Below are 17,633 nucleotides of genomic sequence, written 5' to 3' on the forward strand. Positions count from 1 at the left end.
CGCCTCAGCCCAGACGGCGCGCGCCCAGGGTCTGCTGCTCCTGAGCCAGGGCCAGCGCGCGGTCCTGGCTGAGTTGCTCCTGGCCGACCCGCTCGAGCTGGCGCTGCGACTCGGCCACCGGGGTGCGCGCGGCCTCCTGCAGCGCGGTTGCGCTGACCCGGTGGCCAGGGTCGTCGAGGCGCCCCTGCACCGCGATCAGATTGCCGTTGAGATCCGGGCCGCCATGCTGGGCGTCGCGGCTGAAGACCAAGTGGTCGATGCCGGTCATGCGCGCGCGGCACGCGTCCACCGCCACGCCCATCGCGGTGCGCTGCAGTTCGTCGTTGCCGACCTGCTTGCCGTGACGCTCGTACAGCGATTCCACCTGGCCCAGCGCCTCGCGGTACATCGGATGCTCGGGCGCGGCCTCGCTGCGCTGGCCGGTGCTGCGCTCGCCCGGCGCGGTCACCGGCGCGTCGTTGGCGGGCACGCCGCCGCCCGGCACCTCACGCGTACCGCCACCGGGATTCGCGCCCAGGGTGATGCCGAGGTTGCCGCTTTCGAATTCCTTGACCGTGACCGTGGCGCCGGCCTGATCGGTGATGCGCAGGTCGGTGCCTTGCAGCTGGTAGGTGTAGAGACCGTCGGCGCTGCGGTAGGTGTTTTCGGGATCGCCCTCGTTGCGCACGCCGCCGCTGAGCACGCGCCCGCCCCAACGCACTTCGCCGACCTTGTCGCTGTCGAGCACGGTGTCGCCGTCGCCGACCACGTAGGTGTCGCGGCCCTGCCCGCCTTCGAGACGGTCGCGGCCGGCGCCGCCGATCAGGATGTCGTCGCCGCGCGCGCCGCGCAGGGTATCGTCGCCGCCCTCGCCGATCAGCAGGTCGTTGCTGGACACCTCGGCGCCGTTGCGTGTGCGGCGCGCGTCCAGGGTGGCGGCGTGCTCGGCGTCGACCGCAACGGTGGCGGTGTTGCGGCCGGGATCGAGGTAGATCGCGCCGGCCTCGAAGGATTCGTTAGTGAGGCGATCGGCCAGATCCGGATGCTCGCGACGCAGATCGGTGAGCAGGGCGTCGCGCGCCGGCGCCAACGCCTCGCGGATGGTCTGGACCTCGCCGTAGTCGGCGGTGATGTTGCTGAAGTCGCGGTTGGCCTGGTCGATCATGTTGCGGCCTTCATTGCGGCCGTCGATGGATTCGCCCCAGTTGCGCTCGTCGCGCACGATGCGGTCGCGGTGCAGCTGGAAGCTGCGGTAGACGTCGCGCGCTTCAGCGGCGTCGACGTTGGCCGGATCGTCGTACAGGCCGAACAGCTGGCCCTCCATGTAGCGGCGCTTGCGCAGGCCGGCCTCGGACGGCGCGTGCGAGCCCCAGGAGTTGTAGCGCAGCTCGAACCAGGCCTCGGCGCGATCGCCGGCTTCGACGGCGTCGCGGAACGGTTCCATGTTGCGGTTGTAGGAGCCGACGCCGCGGTTGTAGACCACCGACACCGCGGCCGCCTTCTCGCGCGACATCGGCATGTCCAAGGCGTTGACCGGCGCCTCGTATTCGGGAATCGAGGCCTCCAGCAGGCGATCGGCCTGCGCCGCATCGAGCGTGCGCGGGAAGGTCAGGCCCAGGCGGGTGCGGTCGGCGGCCGGGGCCTCGTCGATGCGCTGCAGCAGCTCGCGCTCGCCGCGGGTCAGCTCGATGCCCGAGCGCTCCCAGATCTCGACGTTGTTGGACCGGTTGAAGGTGTAGCCGTAGCCGATGGTGGCGCGGTCGTCGCCGACGTCCTGCGAACGCGCGTGCAGCGACTCGGTGATCTTGACCAGCCGTTTGATCAGTTCGTTGTATTGCTCTTGGGTCAGCTCGTTGTAATCCATGACGCTCTCGCTCCTGGTGATCCGCCCTTCCTAGGGCGTGGGTAATTCCGATGTGAACCGCGTTGGTTCACATCAGATCGGCGTAATCCCCGATCTGGTCGCACACGGTCTTGGGCGGGTCGGCCAGCTCGACCACGCGCTGGGCCTTCGGGTCCTTGCCCTTGCTGGCGCCGACGATGCCGTAGACCAGGTAATAGCGGCCGTCGCGCTCGATCAGGCCGAAGCGCGACAACTCGCTGAAGGCGTAGCGGCCGCCGTCGGCGCGCTCGACCGAGAATTCGCATTCGGAGTAGCTGCCGGCACCGCATTCGGCGGACAGCGATTTGAGGCCGTGGCGGCCGTCGAAATCGAAGCGGGAGTTGAGGCCGCCCTCGTCGGAGCCGCCGCTGGCGGCGATGCGCACGCGTTCGTACTCGCCCGAGGCCTTCCAGGCGCGCACCTGCGCGCACAGATCGGCGGACGCGCCGGCCTTGCCGACGCCCTCTTTATCCACAGCCGGCGCGGTCGACGCGCAGGCGGCCAACAGCGGCAACAACACCCAAGCAGCAGCCTGACGCATGCCTCTTCCTTGTGCGGAACGCAGGCGGTCAGAGTGCGGCAGGCGTGCGTGAAAGTTCAACCTCGGCCGGGCGGGTTCGCGGCAGGGCGTGCGCCGCGATCCGCCGGGCCGGTTGCGGGGCTCAGGCGATCCCGTGCAGACGGCGCGCCTCGGCGATCCGGGTCTTCACGGTCGCATCCAGCTCGCCCAGTTCGGCTTGCTTGAAGATGTTGCCGAGCACACGCTTCTCGTCGTCGTCGATGCTCTGGTCGCGTAGGGCCAGCGCCAGCAGCTTGTCGAATTCCTGGGCATCGAGTTCGCCGTCGTTGGTGAATACCGGGATCGAGGCCAGGGCGATTTCGAGGTGACTCTTGGGGGTCGTCATGGGCAGTCCTGTGCTGGGTGCGATAAGAAACCCGATGCTAGCGCGGCGCACATGAAGATTTCGATCAGGCCGGCGCGCGCGGCGCCGCCAAAGAAAAAGCCCGCGCTGGCTAGCGCGGGCTTTCGTGGCACAACGCGCGTGTCGCCGCGCGTATTTGTCGTGCTTACCAGACCACTTCGGCCATCGAGCAGTTCAGGCCCGAACCGATGCCGAGCAGAGCGACGCGGTCGCCCTTCTTCAGGCGGCCCATCTCGCGCAGCTTGCTCAGCACGATCGGCACCGAGGCCGGGCCGATGTTGCCGTGCTCGTTGAAGATGGTCAGGACCTTCTTCGGGTCGATGCCGAAGGCCTTGATGAAGGCCTGGGTGTGGACCTGGCTGACCTGATGGATCACGAACTCGTCGAGTTCGTCGGCGACCCAGCCCAATGCGCCGATCGCGGCGATCCAGGTGCGCTGGGCGAGCTTGAGGCCCTCGGTCAGCAGCATCTTGGTGTCGGTGACCATGCGGTCGAGGTTGCCGCGGCACAGGCTGTTCCACTGCGTGGCCGCGCGGGTGACGCCGCCGCGGTAACGCGGCGCGCCCGGCGCGAGTTCGGAACGCGCCATCACCATGGCCGCGGCGCCGCAGCCCAGGGTCAGGGTAGCCAGCTCGTTGCGGAACTGCTCGGCGGTGGCGTCGGGCGAGGTCAGGCGCTCGAGGGTCTTCTCGTAGGCCAGGCCGGCGGTCTCGCCGTCCACGACCAGGGCGTAGTCGATTTCGCCGCGCTCGATCATGCGCGCGGCGATGTCCATGCCGTTGATGAAGGCCAGGCAGGCGTTGGCGACGTCGAAGTTCTGGCAGTGCTCGGACAGGCCGAGGTTGCCGCTGACGATGCTGGCGGTGGACGGCTCGAGGTAGTCGCGGCTGACCGAGGTGTTGACCAGCAGGCCGACGCGGTCGGGTTCGATGCCGGCATCGGCCAGCGCCTTCACGCCGGCCAGGGTGGCGGCATCGGAGGCGAGCATGTCGCCGTCCCACAGTCGGCGCGCGTGGATGCCGGCGATGTCCTTGAGCACATCGGCCTTGATACCGAGCCGGTCGAGCGTCGGCTTGAGGCGTTCGTTGATCTCGTCCGAACTCAGACGACGCGGGGCGTCGATGTGGGCGAGACCGGCGATGGCGACATGTTGGAACAGCATGGGCGGCGAACCGTGAGCGGAAACACGAAAGATTAACGGGTTCCAGGCCGCCCTGCATTAAATGGTGTCGCCCCGGCCGGCGAACGGGTGCCGGCGGCTGAAGCGTTCAGGACGTGCCTAGGGGCACTTAAAGCACGCTAAAGCCGCTGGAACGGGCCTTAGCGGCCCTTAATCCGGCCCCCAGGGGGTCGAGGCCCGGGCCTCAGCCGCCGACCGGGTAGGTCTTGGCGGACTCGGCCGGGGCCGCGGCCGGCCGACCGGCGGTAGGCGCCTGGCCGCCGCAGCGGTAGGCCGCGTAGCGCTGCTCGCCGTTGGCGGGCGGGGCCAGCGGCTGGATGGTGTCGGCCTGCAGGCCCGGCGCCTCGTTGCGGGCCAGGGTTTCCAGCTCCTCGCTCACGCGCAGGGCGTTGCGTTCGTAGAAGGCCACCGAGTCCTTCACCGAGACCGCGACTTCGCCGCGCTTCTCGCAGGCCGGCGCGGCGCCGCCGCTGAGCACGCGCACCGCAGACGCACCCGGAGCCATCTGCACCCAGGTGCAACCGCCGAGGACCAGGGCGGCGAACAGGCTAACGGCGAGCGGACGATTCATGCGGAGCTCCAGTGAGGCGGCGTGGATGACGCGCATTCTGGCTGGGTATGCGTGAATTTGGGAGGACTGGTGATGCGGGGGGCGCTGCGACCGCTCTTCACGCTTGTTTGCTGTCCCTTCTCCCGCTGACGGGAGAAGGTGCCCGGAGGGCGGATGAGGGCGCGCGAATCGCAAGCGGCGGCGCTAGCTTGATGCTGCGCGTGCCCTCACCCCAACCCCTCTCCCGCACGCGGGAGAGGGGCTAAAGCAAAAATGCGGCGGATGAGGGCAGCGGCACGCCCTTACTTCTGCTTAGGCTTCCCGTCCGCATCCACCACCTGCACTTCGCCCAGCTTCAGATCGCGGATCGGCTGTTCGATCTTCGACAGGTCGCCGACCACCACCCAGGTGACCGCGGCCGGGTCGATGGTCTTGGCCGCGGCCTGCGCCAGCGCCGGGGTCATCGCATCGTTGCGGGCCTTGTACTGGACGATGTAGTCGTCCGGACGGCCGTAGCGCAGATTGCCGGCGACCTGACCCAGCACCGCGTTCGCGGTCTCGTAGGCGCCGGGCAGGCTAAGGGTGTTGCTGGCGCGGATCTTGGCCACCTCGGCCTCGGTGATCGGGGTCTGGCCGCTGGTGAAGGCGTCGATCTCGCGCTTGAGCTCCTTGATCGAATCCACGGTCTTATCGCTCTGCACCGCCGCCGAGGCGATCCACGGACGCTGGCCCTTGGTGTTGCTGGCGCCGCTGTAGGAACCGTAGGCCCAGTGCTTGTCCTCGCGCAGGTTCATGTTGAGGCGCGAGCTGAACTCGCCGCCGAGCACGCCGTTGGCGAAGTCGAAATCGATCGAGCCGGCGTCCGAGGTCGGCGGCACCACTTCGCCGACGTAAAGGTTGGACTGGATCGCGCCGGGCTGGTCGACCAGGAACACACGCGGCGCCTTCGGGCGCGGCACCGTCGCCACTTCAGGCAGCGCGGGCGCGTTCGGCGCCGGCTTCCAATCGCCGAAACGCTTTTCCAGCTGCGGCACGATGTCCTTGAGGCTGGTGTCGCCGACCACGACGATGCGCACCTTGTCCGGCTGCAGCCAGTCGCGATGGAAGGCGACCAGATCGTCGCGGGTCAGCGAGGCGATCGAGGCCTCGGTGCCGCTGCCGGTGAAGGGAATCGCGTAGGCGTGGCCGGCGCCGTACAGCAGCGGCGGCAGCACGCGCAGGGCCGCGGTCTGCGGACGCGCCTTCTCCTGCTTGATGCCGGCCAGCCAGGTCGCGCGCACGCGCTCGATCTCGGCAGCGTCGAAGCGCGGACGGCGGACCACATCGGCGAACAGATCCAGCGACGGATCCAGCTTGTCCTTCAGCGCCGACAGGCTGATCGAGGCGCTGTCCAGGCTCGCGCCGGCGCCGAGCTCGGCGCCCAGGGCCTCCTTGCGCGCGGCCAGCTGCAGCGCACCGTAGTCGCCGGCGCCCTCGTCCAGCATCGACATGGCGAAGCTGGCCGTGCCCAGCTTGCGGCCCTGGTCGGCGGTGTAGCCGCCCGGGAATTCCATCAACAGCTGCACCACCGGAATTTCGTGGCGCTCCACCAGCACCACTTCCATGCCGTTGGACAGCTTGCCGCGCTGCGGGGTCGGGAAGCTCAGCGCCGGGAAGGTCTGGGTGACCGGCACGCCGGTGCTGCGGTCGACGTCGGACTTGACGGTCTTGAACTTGGGATCCGGCGCGGGCACCGCGGCCGGCGCGCTGGCGGGAGCGGCGGCGGCGCTTTCCGGCAGCGACGAAGCCGGCTTGTCGCTGGGCTGCACGACCAGGGTGTGCGAGCCCACGCCCAGCCACTTCTGGCCGGCCGCGCGCACGCTCTCCGGGGTCGCGGCCAACAGGGTTTCCAGCTCTTCGCGGTAGCAGTCGGGCTTGCCGCTGTAGACCGCGCATTCGGCCAGCACGTCGGACTTGCCGCCGAAACCGCCGATGCGCTCGATGCCGCGCACGAAGTCGGCGCGGATCGCGGTCTTGGCCTGATCCAGTTCCTCGGCGGTCGGGCCCTGGGTCAGCAGACGCTGCAGTTCCTCGTCGACGATCTTCTCGACCTTGGCCGAGTCCACGCCTTCCTTGACCGTAGTGGTGATGAAGAAGGTGCCGCTGATCTCGCTGTTCCAGACCGAGGTGCCGACGTTATCGGCCAGCTTGTCCTGGTGGACCAGGCGCGTGTCCAGGCGCGACGACGCGCTGCCGCCCAGCACCTGGCTCAGCAGGGTCAGCAGGGTCGAATCCTTGCTGCCGTTCTCGGCCACCGGCCAGGCGCGGTACACGCGCACCTGCGGTACGCGGTCGGGCACCGTCTCGCGGGTGTCCTGGGCGCGCTTGGGAATGTTGGTCGGCATGTCCTTGAGGGTGGCGCTGGCGGGGATGTCGCCGAAGTAGCGCAGGGCCTTTTCCTTGGCCGTCTTCAGATCGATATCGCCGGCCAGCACCAGCACCGCGTTGTTGGGGCCGTACCAGCTGCGGAACCAGGTCTTGACGTCGTCCAGCGAGGCCGCGTCGAGGTCGGCCATCGAGCCGATGGTCTGCCAGTGGTAGGGGTGCCCGACCGGGTACAGGGCCTCGAACATCTTGGCGTTGATGCGGCGGCCGTAGGGCTGGTTCTCGCCCTGGCGCTTCTCGTTCTGGACCACGCCGCGCTGCTCGTCCAGGGTCTTCTGGTCGATCGCGCCGAGCAGGTGGCCCATGCGGTCGGATTCCATCCACAGCGCCATGTCCAGCGCGGTGGTGGGCACGTTCTGGAAGTAGTTGGTGCGGTCCTGGTTGGTGGTGCCGTTCTGATCGGTCACGCCGACCAGCTCGAACGGCGCGAAGAACTCGCCCTTGTGGTTCTCCGAGCCCTGGAACATCAGGTGCTCGAACAGATGCGCGAAGCCGGTGCGGCCGGGCTGCTCGTTCTTGCTGCCCACGTGGTACCACAGGTTGACCGCGACGATCGGCGCCTTGCGGTCGGTGTGCACGATCACGCGCAGGCCGTTGGGCAGGGTGAACTCCTCGTACGGGATCGCGACCGAGGCCTTGGGCGCGGCGGCGTACGCGGGCACCGACGCAGCGACGCCACCGCCCAGCACGGCGGTCAGGGCGAGAGCGAGGGCGGCGGCGCGCGGGCGGGCGCGGGACGTCGGCGAGATCGGGGACATGTGCAGCTCCTGGGTACGGTCGGATGGTTGCGAATGAAGGGATTACGCGCGGACGAGGCCGGCGCAGGACCCTGCATCCTAGTCGCGGCGGGCGGCCGTGAGCACTAGGCCACAAGTTAGGTAGGGGGTCGGGACGGACCTGCGTTACCCGTTTTTTGTGCCTGTACGTGCCCAGGCCCGGCCCAGCCGGGAGCCAGCCCCGCATAATGCGCGCATGTTCGACGTCATCCTGTACCAGCCCGAGATCCCGCCCAACACCGGCAACGTGATCCGCCTGTGCGCCAACACCGGCGCGCGCCTGCATCTGATCGCGCCGCTGGGCTTCGGCCTGGAAGACAAACAGCTCAAGCGCGCCGGCCTGGACTACCACGAGTACGCCACGCTGCGCGTCCACGACAGCCTGGACGCGGCGCTGGCTGCGATCGCCCAGGACCAGGGCGTGCCGCCGCGCTTGTTCGCACTGAGCACGCGCGGGCGCACCCGCCACGATCGCCCGGCCTATCGCGCCGGCGATGCCTTCCTGTTCGGCCCGGAAACCCGCGGCCTGCCCGGCGAAGTATTGGAGGGCGTGCCCGAAGCGCAGCGCCTGCGTCTGCCGATGCGCCCGGAGAACCGCAGCCTGAACCTGTCCAACGCGGTCGCGGTGGTGGTGTTCGAGGCCTGGCGTCAGCTCGCTTACGCCGGCGGCGAATAAGCCCGGCCACCGCGGCGGCAGTGCACCGCCCCGGTGCCGCGACGCCACTTAGACTTTGGTCGTAGACGCAGGCGTTGCGCAACGCGGTTCCACTACGCGCTGCCGTGCGCGCGTCCGCTTGCGCGGCGGCGCGGCGATGTTGTGGATAGAGCGCAGAAAAACCCGAGCCGTCGGGCGATCTGCGCCGAATCGATCCATCGCGATCGCAGCATAGTGAGAGCCGCCGCATGAACGAACAGGTTTCGAACCCCCACGCGCCGCCCGGCATGCAGATCATGCGCAGCGCATACACCGTCACCACCACCATCGACCGCCTGGTGGCGATGGTCGAACAGCGCGGGCTGCGCGTGTACGCGCGCATCGACCACGCCCGCATCGCCGACGGCTGCGGCCTGCGCATGCCACCGACCCAGCTGCTGCTGTTCGGCAATCCGCTGGCCTCGTCGGTGGCGATGCTGGAACAGCCGACCCTGGCGATCGATCTGCCGATGAAGGTACTGGCCTGGCGTCACGACGACGGCCACACCCGCGTGGGCTATCTCGACTTGGATTGGATGGCCGACCGGCATGCCTTGCCGGAAGCGCAGCGCGACATCACCCAGGCGGTGAACCAAAGCCTGCGCGCGCTTGTACGCGCGGCCGCCTCGCGCGAAGTGTCCTTGCGCGTCTGCCCGGTGCCGGAGCCGCGGCCTCGCCGTCTGGCGGCGGTGGGCTAAATCGGCGTCGATTCTCTCAGGCCGCTCGCGCAGACAACACGGTCTGATCCGAGTGTCGGGCTAACGTGGAACTGTGGGTGTCCTTAGCTAAGGCCGCGGTGTCCTTGTCGCAATGAAACGTGCCGGCCTGGTCGGGCGGGAAAAGCGAAGAGCGGGCCTGTGTCATGGGGCCAGCATCTCCGGTCCGTCGTGTCTGCGCAGCCGGAAAAGTCTGAATCGGACGTCAGGCCAGTGTGGAGCTGTGGGTGTCCTTGTTCGCGGCCTATTGTCTATGGCTTGCCGTTTCCGGCCGCGAGGCCCGCAGACGCCATCGATACGTGGCAAGCCACTACGTTGTTGGCAACGCGTATGGCTGCAGACTGGGCTTCAGGGTCCTTTTCGTCATAGCTGATAGTCACTGAGTTATTGCCGGCCGCTTCGAACTCGGAGACCAGCACGAAGGTACCGAAGCGATCACGTCCAAGTTGGATGCGTCTAGGTAGAGCCGTGGCAGAAACTTCTTTCAGTGTGGTGCCAGGATACATGCCGATTTTTCCGACGCCGAACTTCAACAGTCCGCCATCCCCAACGATCTCTGCAGACGTCGTGTAGTGAGGGCTGAGCATTCCGTTACTAAAAGTTGCCCTAAGGACAGCTGCGCGCCGCAGGCACACGCCGAAGTAGGTACTTAGCGGGAACAGCTCGCCATCGGCTGACAGTAGGTCCGTATTGGCGGGGCGAGCTATATGTTGATCGTCGTTCCTATTGGGTTGGAGCCCTCCTGACGATGGGCTGCAACCCACAAATTGAGGCATGACTAACAGGCAGCCGATCAGGATTACTATTCGCATCGGCAAGCCCCCCCAATCGCCAGGAGTAACATAACGAGAATTCTTTAGTCGAAGCAACCAAGGACACCCATAGACCTCTGGCCCGCGACTAGCGGTCGGCACTGCCGCGAAGGACGCGAGAAGTAAGTTCCATCAGGCCAAGCGCACTGCCAAAACACCAGAAGAGGATATCTTGTACGGCCTGGATGCCTCTAGCAGCGGGCACGAGGGGCGGAGCAGCCACGAAATACCCTAGACGAGCTTGACCGCGATGCCGACGCCTTTAAGCCGGCGTTGATTCAGACGCCGCGCCATCTCCAGCATGCCCTGAACGTCACCGACCACACGCCAGTAACCCGAGCCAATAGACTTCTGTGGAACTGTGGGTGTCCTTGCCCCGCTATCCTTGCCCCGCTACGCGAAGCTCAGCTCCCCGTCTGCTGCCCAATCCATAGCCGATTGCCGTCGGGATCTTCGACACGGAACTCGCTCATGCCGTAGAAGGGATGACTGATCGAAGGCACATCCAAGCCGCGCCTTCGCACGTCGCGGTGGTAGGCGAAGATGTCGTCTGGATACAGGTAGATCACCGAGGTGCGTGGCGCGTCCGGCGGCTGGTTGATCGATTCGTCCACCATCAGCCGGCATCCGTCCAACACCAGCATCGCCCAACGCCATTCGTCGTTGCGCTTTTCCACCGCGAAGCCGAGCTTGGCGTAGAACTCCACGCTGGTCGGCATATGGCGGACCGGCAGCATCGGAATTACCCGCATCATCTTCACCTCTTCTATTTGCCTAGTCGTCGGCGGGAACGCCGGCCTGTAGTGCGCGCGTGGCAGCCGCTGTTGATAGCTGCAGGGCAACGGCGAGTTCCTGCGCACTGCACTTGGCGTCACCCAGCAACCACGCCACTACCGGCGAAAACAGACCATCGGCGAGCCCATGTGCGGCGAGGCGCACGGGAATGCGCAGACGACTGCGCTGTGCCGGGGACAGCGTGCTCTCCACGTGCATGACCAGCGTGTGCCGGACAATACGTAGCGCTGCGCCCTGGAATAGGCTGCGTGCGAGTGCACGGTTCTGCCAGAAGTGTTCCAGGATCGCGCACACCTTGTTGACGTCCGCCTGCCTACCGACCAGATTGGCCAGCGTCTGGAACGGCCCTTCCAGGCTGGCGGCAAGCAGCTCGTCCTTGTTGCGGAAGTGTTCGTAGAACGTCGAGCGGCTGACGCCCGATCGTGTCAGCACATCGCCGACGCGGATCTCGTGGTAGCGCTGGTTGAGCACCAGCGAGAAGAACGCCGCCATCAGGTCCTGGCGTGTGCGCCGCCTACGGGGATCTTCGTTTGGCTCAAGCAGTGTCATGGGCGGGATCATCCCACGAACCCTGCCGGACATTGGGCCGCGATTGTCCGGAAACCCGCCACGATCGCATCGCTAGCCTATACGCTCTTCTTTGCAGGGGCACCGCATGACCACGACCTCATCCCGCACGCAAGGCACCCTGCTCTCCGGCGTGACACTGATCGCTAGCGGGGTGCTGGCGCCGCTCATCATGGCCTTCCATCCCACGGCACAAGGCGCCGACGTGGCGGCGCGGCTCACCAGCCTCACGGAGATCTCCTCGCTCAGCCGGCACGTGCATCTGGCGATGATCGTATGCATCGTCGCCCTCTGGCTGTCGCTGGCTCACCTCGCTCGGCGTTGGCCAGGCAACGGCTGGGTGTGGGCTGCGGTCCGCCTCTACGCGCTGGGCGCCGTCGCCATGCTGGGCGCGGCGTTGATCAGCGGCTTCCTCATCAGTGACTATCTGCAGCGCGTTCTGCCGCTGATCCCGCGCGCCGAGGACGCGCTGCCTTCGGTGCTGCTCGCCTTCTCCGCCAATCAGGTGCTGGCGGGATTCGGCACGCTCGGCATGTTGGGCGGCATCGTGCTGTGGTCTGCTGCGATGCTGCGCCAATCCGGTCGGCTGGCGATCGCGTGCAGCGCCTACGGCATGATCGCGGGTCTGATGTGCCTGATCGGCTACATCACAGGATTGATTTCACTCCACGCCCCCGGCATGACCTTTGTGGTCGTCGCACAAAGTCTCTGGTACTGCCTGCTGGGCCTGTGGGTCGTGCGGGCTTCGCAGAATGTCACGACGACGACATCCCACGATGGCGGCCGCCGCGCCTGATGCCTGGCCCACCTTCGACCGATCCGCGGAGCCCCATCATGCTCGTTCCCTACTCTCCCACATGGCCGCTCGTCTTCCAGGATCTCCGGCAGGAACTGCTGCCGGCTTTCGCCGGCGTGCCCATCGAGATCATGCATGTCGGCAGCACCTCGGTGCCCGGCCTGGCAGCCAAGCCGGTCATCGACCTCCTGCTGGGCGCGCCGACACTCGCCAAGATCGAGGCCCGCATCGCGGACATCGTGAGCCTGGGCTACACCTACCGGCCGCACTACGAGGCAGCGATCCCTCGGCGCCGCTACTTCGTCAAAGACATCACGGGCGACCCGCGCATCCACCTGCATTGCGTCGAACAAGGTGGCCGACTCTGGCGGGAACATCTCCACTTCCGCGACCTACTGCGCGCCGACGACGCCCATCGATCCGAGTACGAAGCCCTGAAACGACGGCTAGCTATCGTGCACGCCGATGACAAGGCTGCTTATACGTTGGAGAAGGGTGTCTACATTCGATCTCTGTTGTCTTCCCTGGAGGACTAGCGCTTCCAACAGCCCGGGAAAAAAACTAAGAAGCAAAACAACTAGAACAACTAAGGACACCCATCAGACCTCTCGCCCGCGACTAGCGGTCAGCGCTGCCGCGAAGGCTGCGAGAAGTAAGTACAGTCAGACCAAGCGCACAAGCCCAAACATTAGAAGAGGATATCTTGCACGGCCTGGGCCCCTCTAACAGCAAGCGTGAGCGGTCGGAGCGGCCACGAAATGCCCGAGATGAGCATGGCCGCGATGCCGATGCCTTTAAGCCAGCGTTGATCCAGACGCTGCGCTATCTCCAGGATGCCCTGAATTTCACCGACTACACGCCAGCAACACGAGCCAATAGTTTTTTTTGGAACTGCGGGTGTCCTTGTTCGCTGCTTGTTCGCTGCCAGCGCGTCGCCACCTCGGCATCCGTCCATTGCTCCGCAAGGGCCGGCTCCAACTGCACGACCAAATGCAGGTGGTTGCTCATTACGGCATAAGCATGAATGGCGATGGCAGAGCTCTCAGCCAGCAATGCCAATCGCTATTCGACCCAAACCTTCCGATGCTCGAAGGATCGACCGGTGTAGCGATCAACTCCACACCGGAACGCTCAACGCACACGACGCTGTACGCAATGAAGCGTGCCAGCCTGGCCGGGCGGAATTAGCGAAGAGCGGGCCTGTGTCATGAGGCCAGCGTCTCGGGTCTATCGTGCTCGCGCAGCTAGAAAAGTCTGAATCGGATGTCAGGCTAGTGTGGAACTGTGGGTGTCCTTGTTCGCTGTCCGACTGAGCATGCTTTTGATGCACCAAACCCGCAATTTCCTTCAAGCAAATAAGTTGAGTAAGTCCGGTCATCCAAGCGTACGAATCCTATTCCAACGAGCCCGCGCTCTTGAGAATAGAGGTAGATGGTGCCGCCGGATGCCCCCCACTCACGAATACGCATCAACTCCTCTGTCGCCCCTTGAAATGGATATTGCTCCACAGCTTCAATTTGATACTTTCTTCCATCTACCATCCAGTTTCTCTGCCCGCTCTTAATAGCCCTAGGCACATCGAATTTGAAAGTTGCAGAGCGCGCACAAAGAAACGCAGACTCCTCGCCGCATACATACAAATCTTCTGCCATATCTGCCACAGTGAACTGCTTGTCGGAAACTCTGAGCGCAAGCCCTTTAGCTGGAAAAATTGGATCGCTGTACCTATACACATCCGCAGCATGGGCTTCGAGAAACGGAAGCACTACCAAAATAGAGAGTGCCAATAATTTAGCGGCCTTGACCATAGGATTGCTCCCTTCTAGTGAGTCTATCTGTCCGCGCATCCGCAATTGGAATCGAAAAAAGCAACTAAAGACACCCATAGACCTCTCGCCCGCAACTAGCGGTCGACGCTGCCGCGAAGGCTGCGAGAAGTAGGTTCTATCAGACCACGCGCACTGGTCCAAACATTAGAAGAGAATACCTTGCACCTCTAACGGCAGGCGCGAGGGAAGGAGTAGCACGAAACGCCCTAAGCGAGCTTAGCTGCGACACCGACGCCCTTAAGCCAACTTTGCCCCAGACGCCGTGCTATCTCCAGCAGGTCCTGAACTTCACCGACAGGGCGCCAGTAGCCCGAGCCAATCGACTTCACCCGCGCCACCCAGCGATCGGACAGCGCATCGAACTTCGCCAGCACGCTCGGTGCACTCAAGGCAATGGAACCTCGTTTGCTTGGGCGAACCTGTTTTCCAGTCCACTCCAGTAGCGCCAGATACTCACGCAATCGGATCGGCAGATAGGCCACCGAAGAGCCTGCAACGGGCTGCAGCATTGCCTTGGCCGCATCGTGGCTCAAGCCCCTCAGTCGAACGTGCGCGCTGGTGTGATGCGACTGGGCTAGATCGCTCGCCATCCCTGCGCGGATTGGATTCAGATCACATAGGCCACGGCTGCTAGCATCGCGCGATCGTCGCAGAGCACTTGCGCTTTGTATCGCCCCTCCCAGAACCGCCCCTTGCAATCGTCATCGGCATTGGCCGCGCGCGCGATCGGCTCCGCCAGGCAGCGCATTAGCCAGGATAGGTCCCCGAGGCGAGCACGCGCAGCCAACATACGAGATGAGTCAGCCATCAGCGCATCGCGCTTACGCTCATGGGCCTCAGGAGTGCCCTCGCGGGGCGGAAACAGTCGTATCCAGCGCGTCGCCACCTCGGCATCCGTCCATTGCTGCGAAAGGGTCGGCTCCAACTGCACGACCAAATGCAGATGGTTGCTAATCACGGCATAAGCATGAATGGCGACGGCAAAGCACTCAGCCAGCAATGCCAATCGCTGTTCGACCCAAACCTTCCGATGCTCGAAAGATCGACCGGTGTAGCGATCAACTCCACACAGGAACGCTCGACGCACGCAGCGCTGTATGCAATGAAAGGTGCCGGCCTGGCCGGGCGAGATTAGCGAAGAGCGGGCCTGTGTCATGGGGCCAGCATCTCGGGTCTGCCGTGCTCGCGCAGCCAGAAAAGTCTGAATCGAATGTCAGGCTAGTGTGGAACTGTGGGTGTCCTTGTTCATCGTCTGAACTATGGGTGTCCTTGTTTGGAGCATCATGAGGCCAGCATCTCGGGTCTGTCGTGCTCGCGCAGCCAGAAAAGTCTGAATCGGATGTCAGGCTAGTGTGGAACTGTGGGTGTCCTTGTTTGTTTCTTTTGTTCGCCGTTTAATTCTTATTTCTTAGGTGTGAGCAGTACCGACAATGCCATCTGCTCTGACAAGCCGACATCGGGCGCGCTTGCGATTGCAGCACGATCGCCAGACGCATATTTTTGTTGAAATGCAATCTGCTCTGTGAAGTAGTTTCGCGGACCGCATGCCATACCATGGCGCAGAACCATGGCGCATGTCAGGCGCACCAACTTTGATCGTCGGACAGATTCTCGCAATGCCCGTGTGGCTGCCGGATCCTTATGCTCCAAAGGTCCGCGCCCCTCTTTTGCAGCACTTCTTACTGACGCAGTAATATCAGCCCATGTATCGTTGACAGCATTCAAATCGAGTTGAATTTCGTCAACTTTCCCTCCCCGCTTCTGTATTTGCACAATCAGCTTCTCGAGGGCTATCACAAACTGCGACGATGACAGAACGGCGCTCGAACTCCGAGCAGCGAGGATTTTAAATCCGCCTCGTTTCGAAAATCTAAGCACGTGGCGACCATCCAAGCGCAACTCTTTGTAAACGACGCCTTGAAGGCTCATTCCATCAACTACGACCTCTAAGCATTCATATCCGTCGATCGACTGCCGCGTGCGAGGGCAATCAGCCGCGAAACAATTGACAGTGCACGACATGAGCAGCGCAGCAACTAGCCACTTTAGTGCCTTCGACATATCGACCTCCGTTTCAAACCATCGACTACCGTAGCGTCCAGGCATCGGAAGCAACTAAGGACACCCATAGACCTTTCGCCTGTGGCCAGTCTTCGGCACTGCCGAGAAGGTCATGAGAAATTAGGTTCATCGGGCCAAGCGCACTGTCTCAAACAAATGCAGGTGATTGCTCATCACGGCATAAGCATGAATGGCGATGGCAAAGCACTCAGCCAGCAATGCCAATCGCTGTTCGACCCAAACCTTCCGATGCTCGAAGGATCGACCGGTGTAGCGATCAACTCCACACAGGAACGCTCGACGCACGCAGCGCTGTACGCAATGAAACGTGCCGGCCTGGCCGGGCGGAATTAGCGAAGAGCGGGCCTGTGTCATGAGGCCAGCATCTCGGGTCTGTCGTGCTTGCGCAGCCAGAAAAGTCTGAATCGGATGTCAGGCTAGTGTGGAACTGTGGGTGTCCCTGTTTGCCTTGACTTTGCTATTTATTTCCGGCTATGCAAATGACGGCGCCCAACATACCCAGCCAGCCCGACAACAAGTAGCCCGAACGCATAAATGACCACTTCTATTCGGGCCGATCTCATTTGCCAGCTCCTCGCAGCCATTCCAGTCACGTACTCTTCGGACTTTCCTTCAGCTCGAGCCTGTTCGATGCTGCTACGCAGCCCCCCCATGCCAAAAGTGGCAGTGAAAATAACAGCGAAAAAAAACACGACTACCAGAAAAATCCTAAGCCACATTTTTTTATCACTGCTGCCAAAATCAACAAAATAAAAACAAATGCGCAAGCAATTGCAATATTCATGAAATCACCGCCCGCAGCCACATGTAACTAAGCCATTTTCTATCTCGTTTATAGCACGCCTAGCCCCAGCAAGAATATCTTCACGACTATCCAAGTCGAAATCAAAAGTGGGCTTATATGCTTTCGATCCTCTAGTGCGCAGGTCCTCGTCAAAGTCATAACCTACCCCTCCCCACATGACGAGAGCCAATCCACGTGATTGCCCATAGTACCAACCTGCATATCCTGCAACATAGTTTCCGAACTGTGCGGCATCCATTTTTCGCCCACCATACACAAAGGTCGATGCTCGTTCATTCATTCTGTAATCTAGCCGCCCGATCTCGAAAGCGCCCCAACCTGTATGGTTATTTATGGCCTCCATCGTCGCCTTTCCGAGTGCCCCCGTCATCTGGGCTTTTACGCTATCAAGTATCTCCTTCACTTCACAAGCAACATAATCCTTAAGTCCGTTCGGATCAATCCTTATCAGCGGGCTACTCGTCGCATACGAATACTGAGAAACACCTCCTCTCAGCCCAATCGGATCGCTCTGCACATACCGCCCACTCCCCGCATCGTAATCGCGAAAGTAGTTGTAATTCAGCCCAGTAGCGGCGTCATACCGCTGCCCCGGGAACCGCATGTCGAACACGAAGTTCGTGCTGTCCAGATCGGGGTCCTGATTCGGAGGGCTGTTACCGAAGGCTTCGCCCTGTAGCGCCCAAGTCCAGATCGCAACGTTGCGAGTGCGGTCGATGACGGCRCGCGGGGTGCCCAGGTGGTCGGGCTCGATGTAGTGCAGTTTCTGGTTGGCACCCGCGCCGGCCAGCAGGCCGACCGGGAGGTCGTCCAGCCAGATCGC

Annotated in this window: 19 protein-coding genes; 4 read left to right on the forward strand and 15 right to left on the reverse strand. The window is 63.6% G+C overall.

The annotated features are described in order from the left end of the window. Nucleotides 1-4: 4 nt before the first annotated feature. The 6 genes from ASE43_RS22880 to ASE43_RS20185 all read right to left on the reverse strand — a co-directional run bounded on the left by ASE43_RS22880 (nt 5) and on the right by ASE43_RS20185 (nt 7,696). Nucleotides 5-1,843 (reverse strand): XVIPCD domain-containing protein, encoded by a 1,839-nt coding sequence (locus ASE43_RS22880; RefSeq protein WP_057161716.1) that lies wholly within the window; start codon nt 1,841-1,843, stop codon nt 5-7. Nucleotides 1,844-1,910: 67 nt separating this feature from the next. Further along, nucleotides 1,911-2,402 carry a hypothetical protein gene (locus ASE43_RS22750; protein WP_235567191.1) on the reverse strand — a complete coding sequence of 164 codons (492 nt, stop codon included), beginning with the start codon at nt 2,400-2,402 and terminating at the stop codon, nt 1,911-1,913. A 121-nt stretch (nt 2,403-2,523) separates the two neighbouring features. Further along, the gene (locus ASE43_RS20170) at nt 2,524-2,766 is read right to left on the reverse strand and encodes a hypothetical protein (RefSeq protein WP_056176996.1); all 243 of its coding nucleotides are present in this window, start codon (nt 2,764-2,766) and stop codon (nt 2,524-2,526) included. A gap of 163 nt (nt 2,767-2,929) precedes the next feature. Then, the gene (locus ASE43_RS20175) at nt 2,930-3,946 is read right to left on the reverse strand and encodes a 3-oxoacyl-ACP synthase III (protein WP_056177001.1); all 1,017 of its coding nucleotides are present in this window, start codon (nt 3,944-3,946) and stop codon (nt 2,930-2,932) included. A gap of 202 nt (nt 3,947-4,148) precedes the next feature. Further along, entirely contained in the window at nt 4,149-4,535 is a 387-nt protein-coding gene (locus ASE43_RS20180; protein ID WP_082607415.1) for a DUF4156 domain-containing protein, read from the reverse strand. 281 nt (nt 4,536-4,816) lie between these two features. Beyond that, complete coding sequence (locus tag ASE43_RS20185) at nt 4,817-7,696, reverse strand: pitrilysin family protein (RefSeq protein WP_057161717.1); 2,880 nt, start codon at nt 7,694-7,696, stop codon at nt 4,817-4,819. Nucleotides 7,697-7,910: 214 nt separating this feature from the next. On the opposite strand from ASE43_RS20185, the gene ASE43_RS20190 reads away from it, so the two are divergent. After that, the gene (locus ASE43_RS20190) at nt 7,911-8,390 is read left to right on the forward strand and encodes a tRNA (cytidine(34)-2'-O)-methyltransferase (RefSeq protein WP_056177006.1); all 480 of its coding nucleotides are present in this window, start codon (nt 7,911-7,913) and stop codon (nt 8,388-8,390) included. 227 nt (nt 8,391-8,617) lie between these two features. Beyond that, nucleotides 8,618-9,106: a DUF302 domain-containing protein gene (locus ASE43_RS20195; protein ID WP_056177011.1), complete on the forward strand. Its 489-nt coding sequence runs from the start codon at nt 8,618-8,620 to the stop codon at nt 9,104-9,106. Nucleotides 9,107-9,375: 269 nt separating this feature from the next. On the opposite strand, the gene ASE43_RS22010 is transcribed toward ASE43_RS20195, so the two are convergent. The 3 genes from ASE43_RS22010 to ASE43_RS20205 form a co-directional block, all read right to left on the reverse strand. Then, nucleotides 9,376-9,657 carry a hypothetical protein gene (locus ASE43_RS22010; RefSeq protein WP_157500135.1) on the reverse strand — a complete coding sequence of 94 codons (282 nt, stop codon included), beginning with the start codon at nt 9,655-9,657 and terminating at the stop codon, nt 9,376-9,378. Between the two features lie 683 nt (nt 9,658-10,340). After that, on the reverse strand, nt 10,341-10,688 hold the full coding sequence (locus tag ASE43_RS20200) for a VOC family protein (RefSeq protein WP_162258820.1): 348 nt from the start codon (nt 10,686-10,688) through the stop codon (nt 10,341-10,343). Nucleotides 10,689-10,710: 22 nt separating this feature from the next. After that, nucleotides 10,711-11,280 (reverse strand): TetR/AcrR family transcriptional regulator, encoded by a 570-nt coding sequence (locus tag ASE43_RS20205; RefSeq protein WP_162258821.1) that lies wholly within the window; start codon nt 11,278-11,280, stop codon nt 10,711-10,713. Nucleotides 11,281-11,386: 106 nt separating this feature from the next. Here ASE43_RS20205 and ASE43_RS20210 point away from each other — a divergent pair, with 106 nt between their 5' ends. After that, nucleotides 11,387-12,094: a hypothetical protein gene (locus ASE43_RS20210; protein ID WP_057161720.1), complete on the forward strand. Its 708-nt coding sequence runs from the start codon at nt 11,387-11,389 to the stop codon at nt 12,092-12,094. A 38-nt stretch (nt 12,095-12,132) separates the two neighbouring features. Then, nucleotides 12,133-12,630 carry a GrpB family protein gene (locus ASE43_RS20215; RefSeq protein WP_057161721.1) on the forward strand — a complete coding sequence of 166 codons (498 nt, stop codon included), beginning with the start codon at nt 12,133-12,135 and terminating at the stop codon, nt 12,628-12,630. 316 nt (nt 12,631-12,946) lie between these two features. Here ASE43_RS20215 and ASE43_RS22015 read toward each other — a convergent pair whose 3' ends face one another. The 6 genes from ASE43_RS22015 to ASE43_RS21440 all read right to left on the reverse strand — a co-directional run. After that, nucleotides 12,947-13,153: a hypothetical protein gene (locus tag ASE43_RS22015; RefSeq protein ID WP_157500137.1), complete on the reverse strand. Its 207-nt coding sequence runs from the start codon at nt 13,151-13,153 to the stop codon at nt 12,947-12,949. A gap of 212 nt (nt 13,154-13,365) precedes the next feature. Beyond that, nucleotides 13,366-13,902, reverse strand: a complete 537-nt coding sequence (locus ASE43_RS22020; RefSeq protein ID WP_157500139.1) for a hypothetical protein — start codon at nt 13,900-13,902, stop codon at nt 13,366-13,368. A 227-nt stretch (nt 13,903-14,129) separates the two neighbouring features. Then, entirely contained in the window at nt 14,130-14,456 is a 327-nt protein-coding gene (locus tag ASE43_RS22025; RefSeq protein ID WP_157500141.1) for a hypothetical protein, read from the reverse strand. A gap of 74 nt (nt 14,457-14,530) precedes the next feature. Continuing rightward, the gene (locus ASE43_RS20220; protein ID WP_157500143.1) at nt 14,531-15,079 is read right to left on the reverse strand and encodes a hypothetical protein; all 549 of its coding nucleotides are present in this window, start codon (nt 15,077-15,079) and stop codon (nt 14,531-14,533) included. 245 nt (nt 15,080-15,324) lie between these two features. Continuing rightward, nucleotides 15,325-15,984: a hypothetical protein gene (locus tag ASE43_RS22030; protein WP_157500145.1), complete on the reverse strand. Its 660-nt coding sequence runs from the start codon at nt 15,982-15,984 to the stop codon at nt 15,325-15,327. 809 nt (nt 15,985-16,793) lie between these two features. Further along, on the reverse strand, nt 16,794-17,633 hold an 840-nt coding region (locus tag ASE43_RS21440), incomplete at its 5' end, for an RHS repeat-associated core domain-containing protein (RefSeq protein ID WP_200956292.1).

Source organism: Lysobacter sp. Root983 (genome assembly GCF_001429345.1).
GTDB lineage: Bacteria > Pseudomonadota > Gammaproteobacteria > Xanthomonadales > Xanthomonadaceae > Lysobacter.

Bases quoted from the DNA above. Each gene is read 5' to 3' on its own strand.
- ASE43_RS22880 (WP_057161716.1), bottom strand. From the start codon at position 1,843: ATGGATTACAACGAGCTGACCCAAGAGCAATACAACGAACTGATCAAA.
- ASE43_RS22750 (WP_235567191.1), bottom strand. From the start codon at position 2,402: ATGCGTCAGGCTGCTGCTTGGGTGTTGTTGCCGCTGTTGGCCGCCTGC.
- ASE43_RS20170 (WP_056176996.1), bottom strand. From the start codon at position 2,766: ATGACGACCCCCAAGAGTCACCTCGAAATCGCCCTGGCCTCGATCCCG.
- ASE43_RS20175 (WP_056177001.1), bottom strand. From the start codon at position 3,946: ATGCTGTTCCAACATGTCGCCATCGCCGGTCTCGCCCACATCGACGCC.
- ASE43_RS20180 (WP_082607415.1), bottom strand. From the start codon at position 4,535: ATGAATCGTCCGCTCGCCGTTAGCCTGTTCGCCGCCCTGGTCCTCGGC.
- ASE43_RS20185 (WP_057161717.1), bottom strand. From the start codon at position 7,696: ATGTCCCCGATCTCGCCGACGTCCCGCGCCCGCCCGCGCGCCGCCGCC.
- ASE43_RS20190 (WP_056177006.1), top strand. From the start codon at position 7,911: ATGTTCGACGTCATCCTGTACCAGCCCGAGATCCCGCCCAACACCGGC.
- ASE43_RS20195 (WP_056177011.1), top strand. From the start codon at position 8,618: ATGAACGAACAGGTTTCGAACCCCCACGCGCCGCCCGGCATGCAGATC.
- ASE43_RS20200 (WP_162258820.1), bottom strand. From the start codon at position 10,688: ATGCGGGTAATTCCGATGCTGCCGGTCCGCCATATGCCGACCAGCGTG.
- ASE43_RS20205 (WP_162258821.1), bottom strand. From the start codon at position 11,280: ATGACACTGCTTGAGCCAAACGAAGATCCCCGTAGGCGGCGCACACGC.
- ASE43_RS20210 (WP_057161720.1), top strand. From the start codon at position 11,387: ATGACCACGACCTCATCCCGCACGCAAGGCACCCTGCTCTCCGGCGTG.
- ASE43_RS20215 (WP_057161721.1), top strand. From the start codon at position 12,133: ATGCTCGTTCCCTACTCTCCCACATGGCCGCTCGTCTTCCAGGATCTC.
- ASE43_RS22020 (WP_157500139.1), bottom strand. From the start codon at position 13,902: ATGGTCAAGGCCGCTAAATTATTGGCACTCTCTATTTTGGTAGTGCTT.
- ASE43_RS20220 (WP_157500143.1), bottom strand. From the start codon at position 15,079: ATGACACAGGCCCGCTCTTCGCTAATCTCGCCCGGCCAGGCCGGCACC.
- ASE43_RS22030 (WP_157500145.1), bottom strand. From the start codon at position 15,984: ATGTCGAAGGCACTAAAGTGGCTAGTTGCTGCGCTGCTCATGTCGTGC.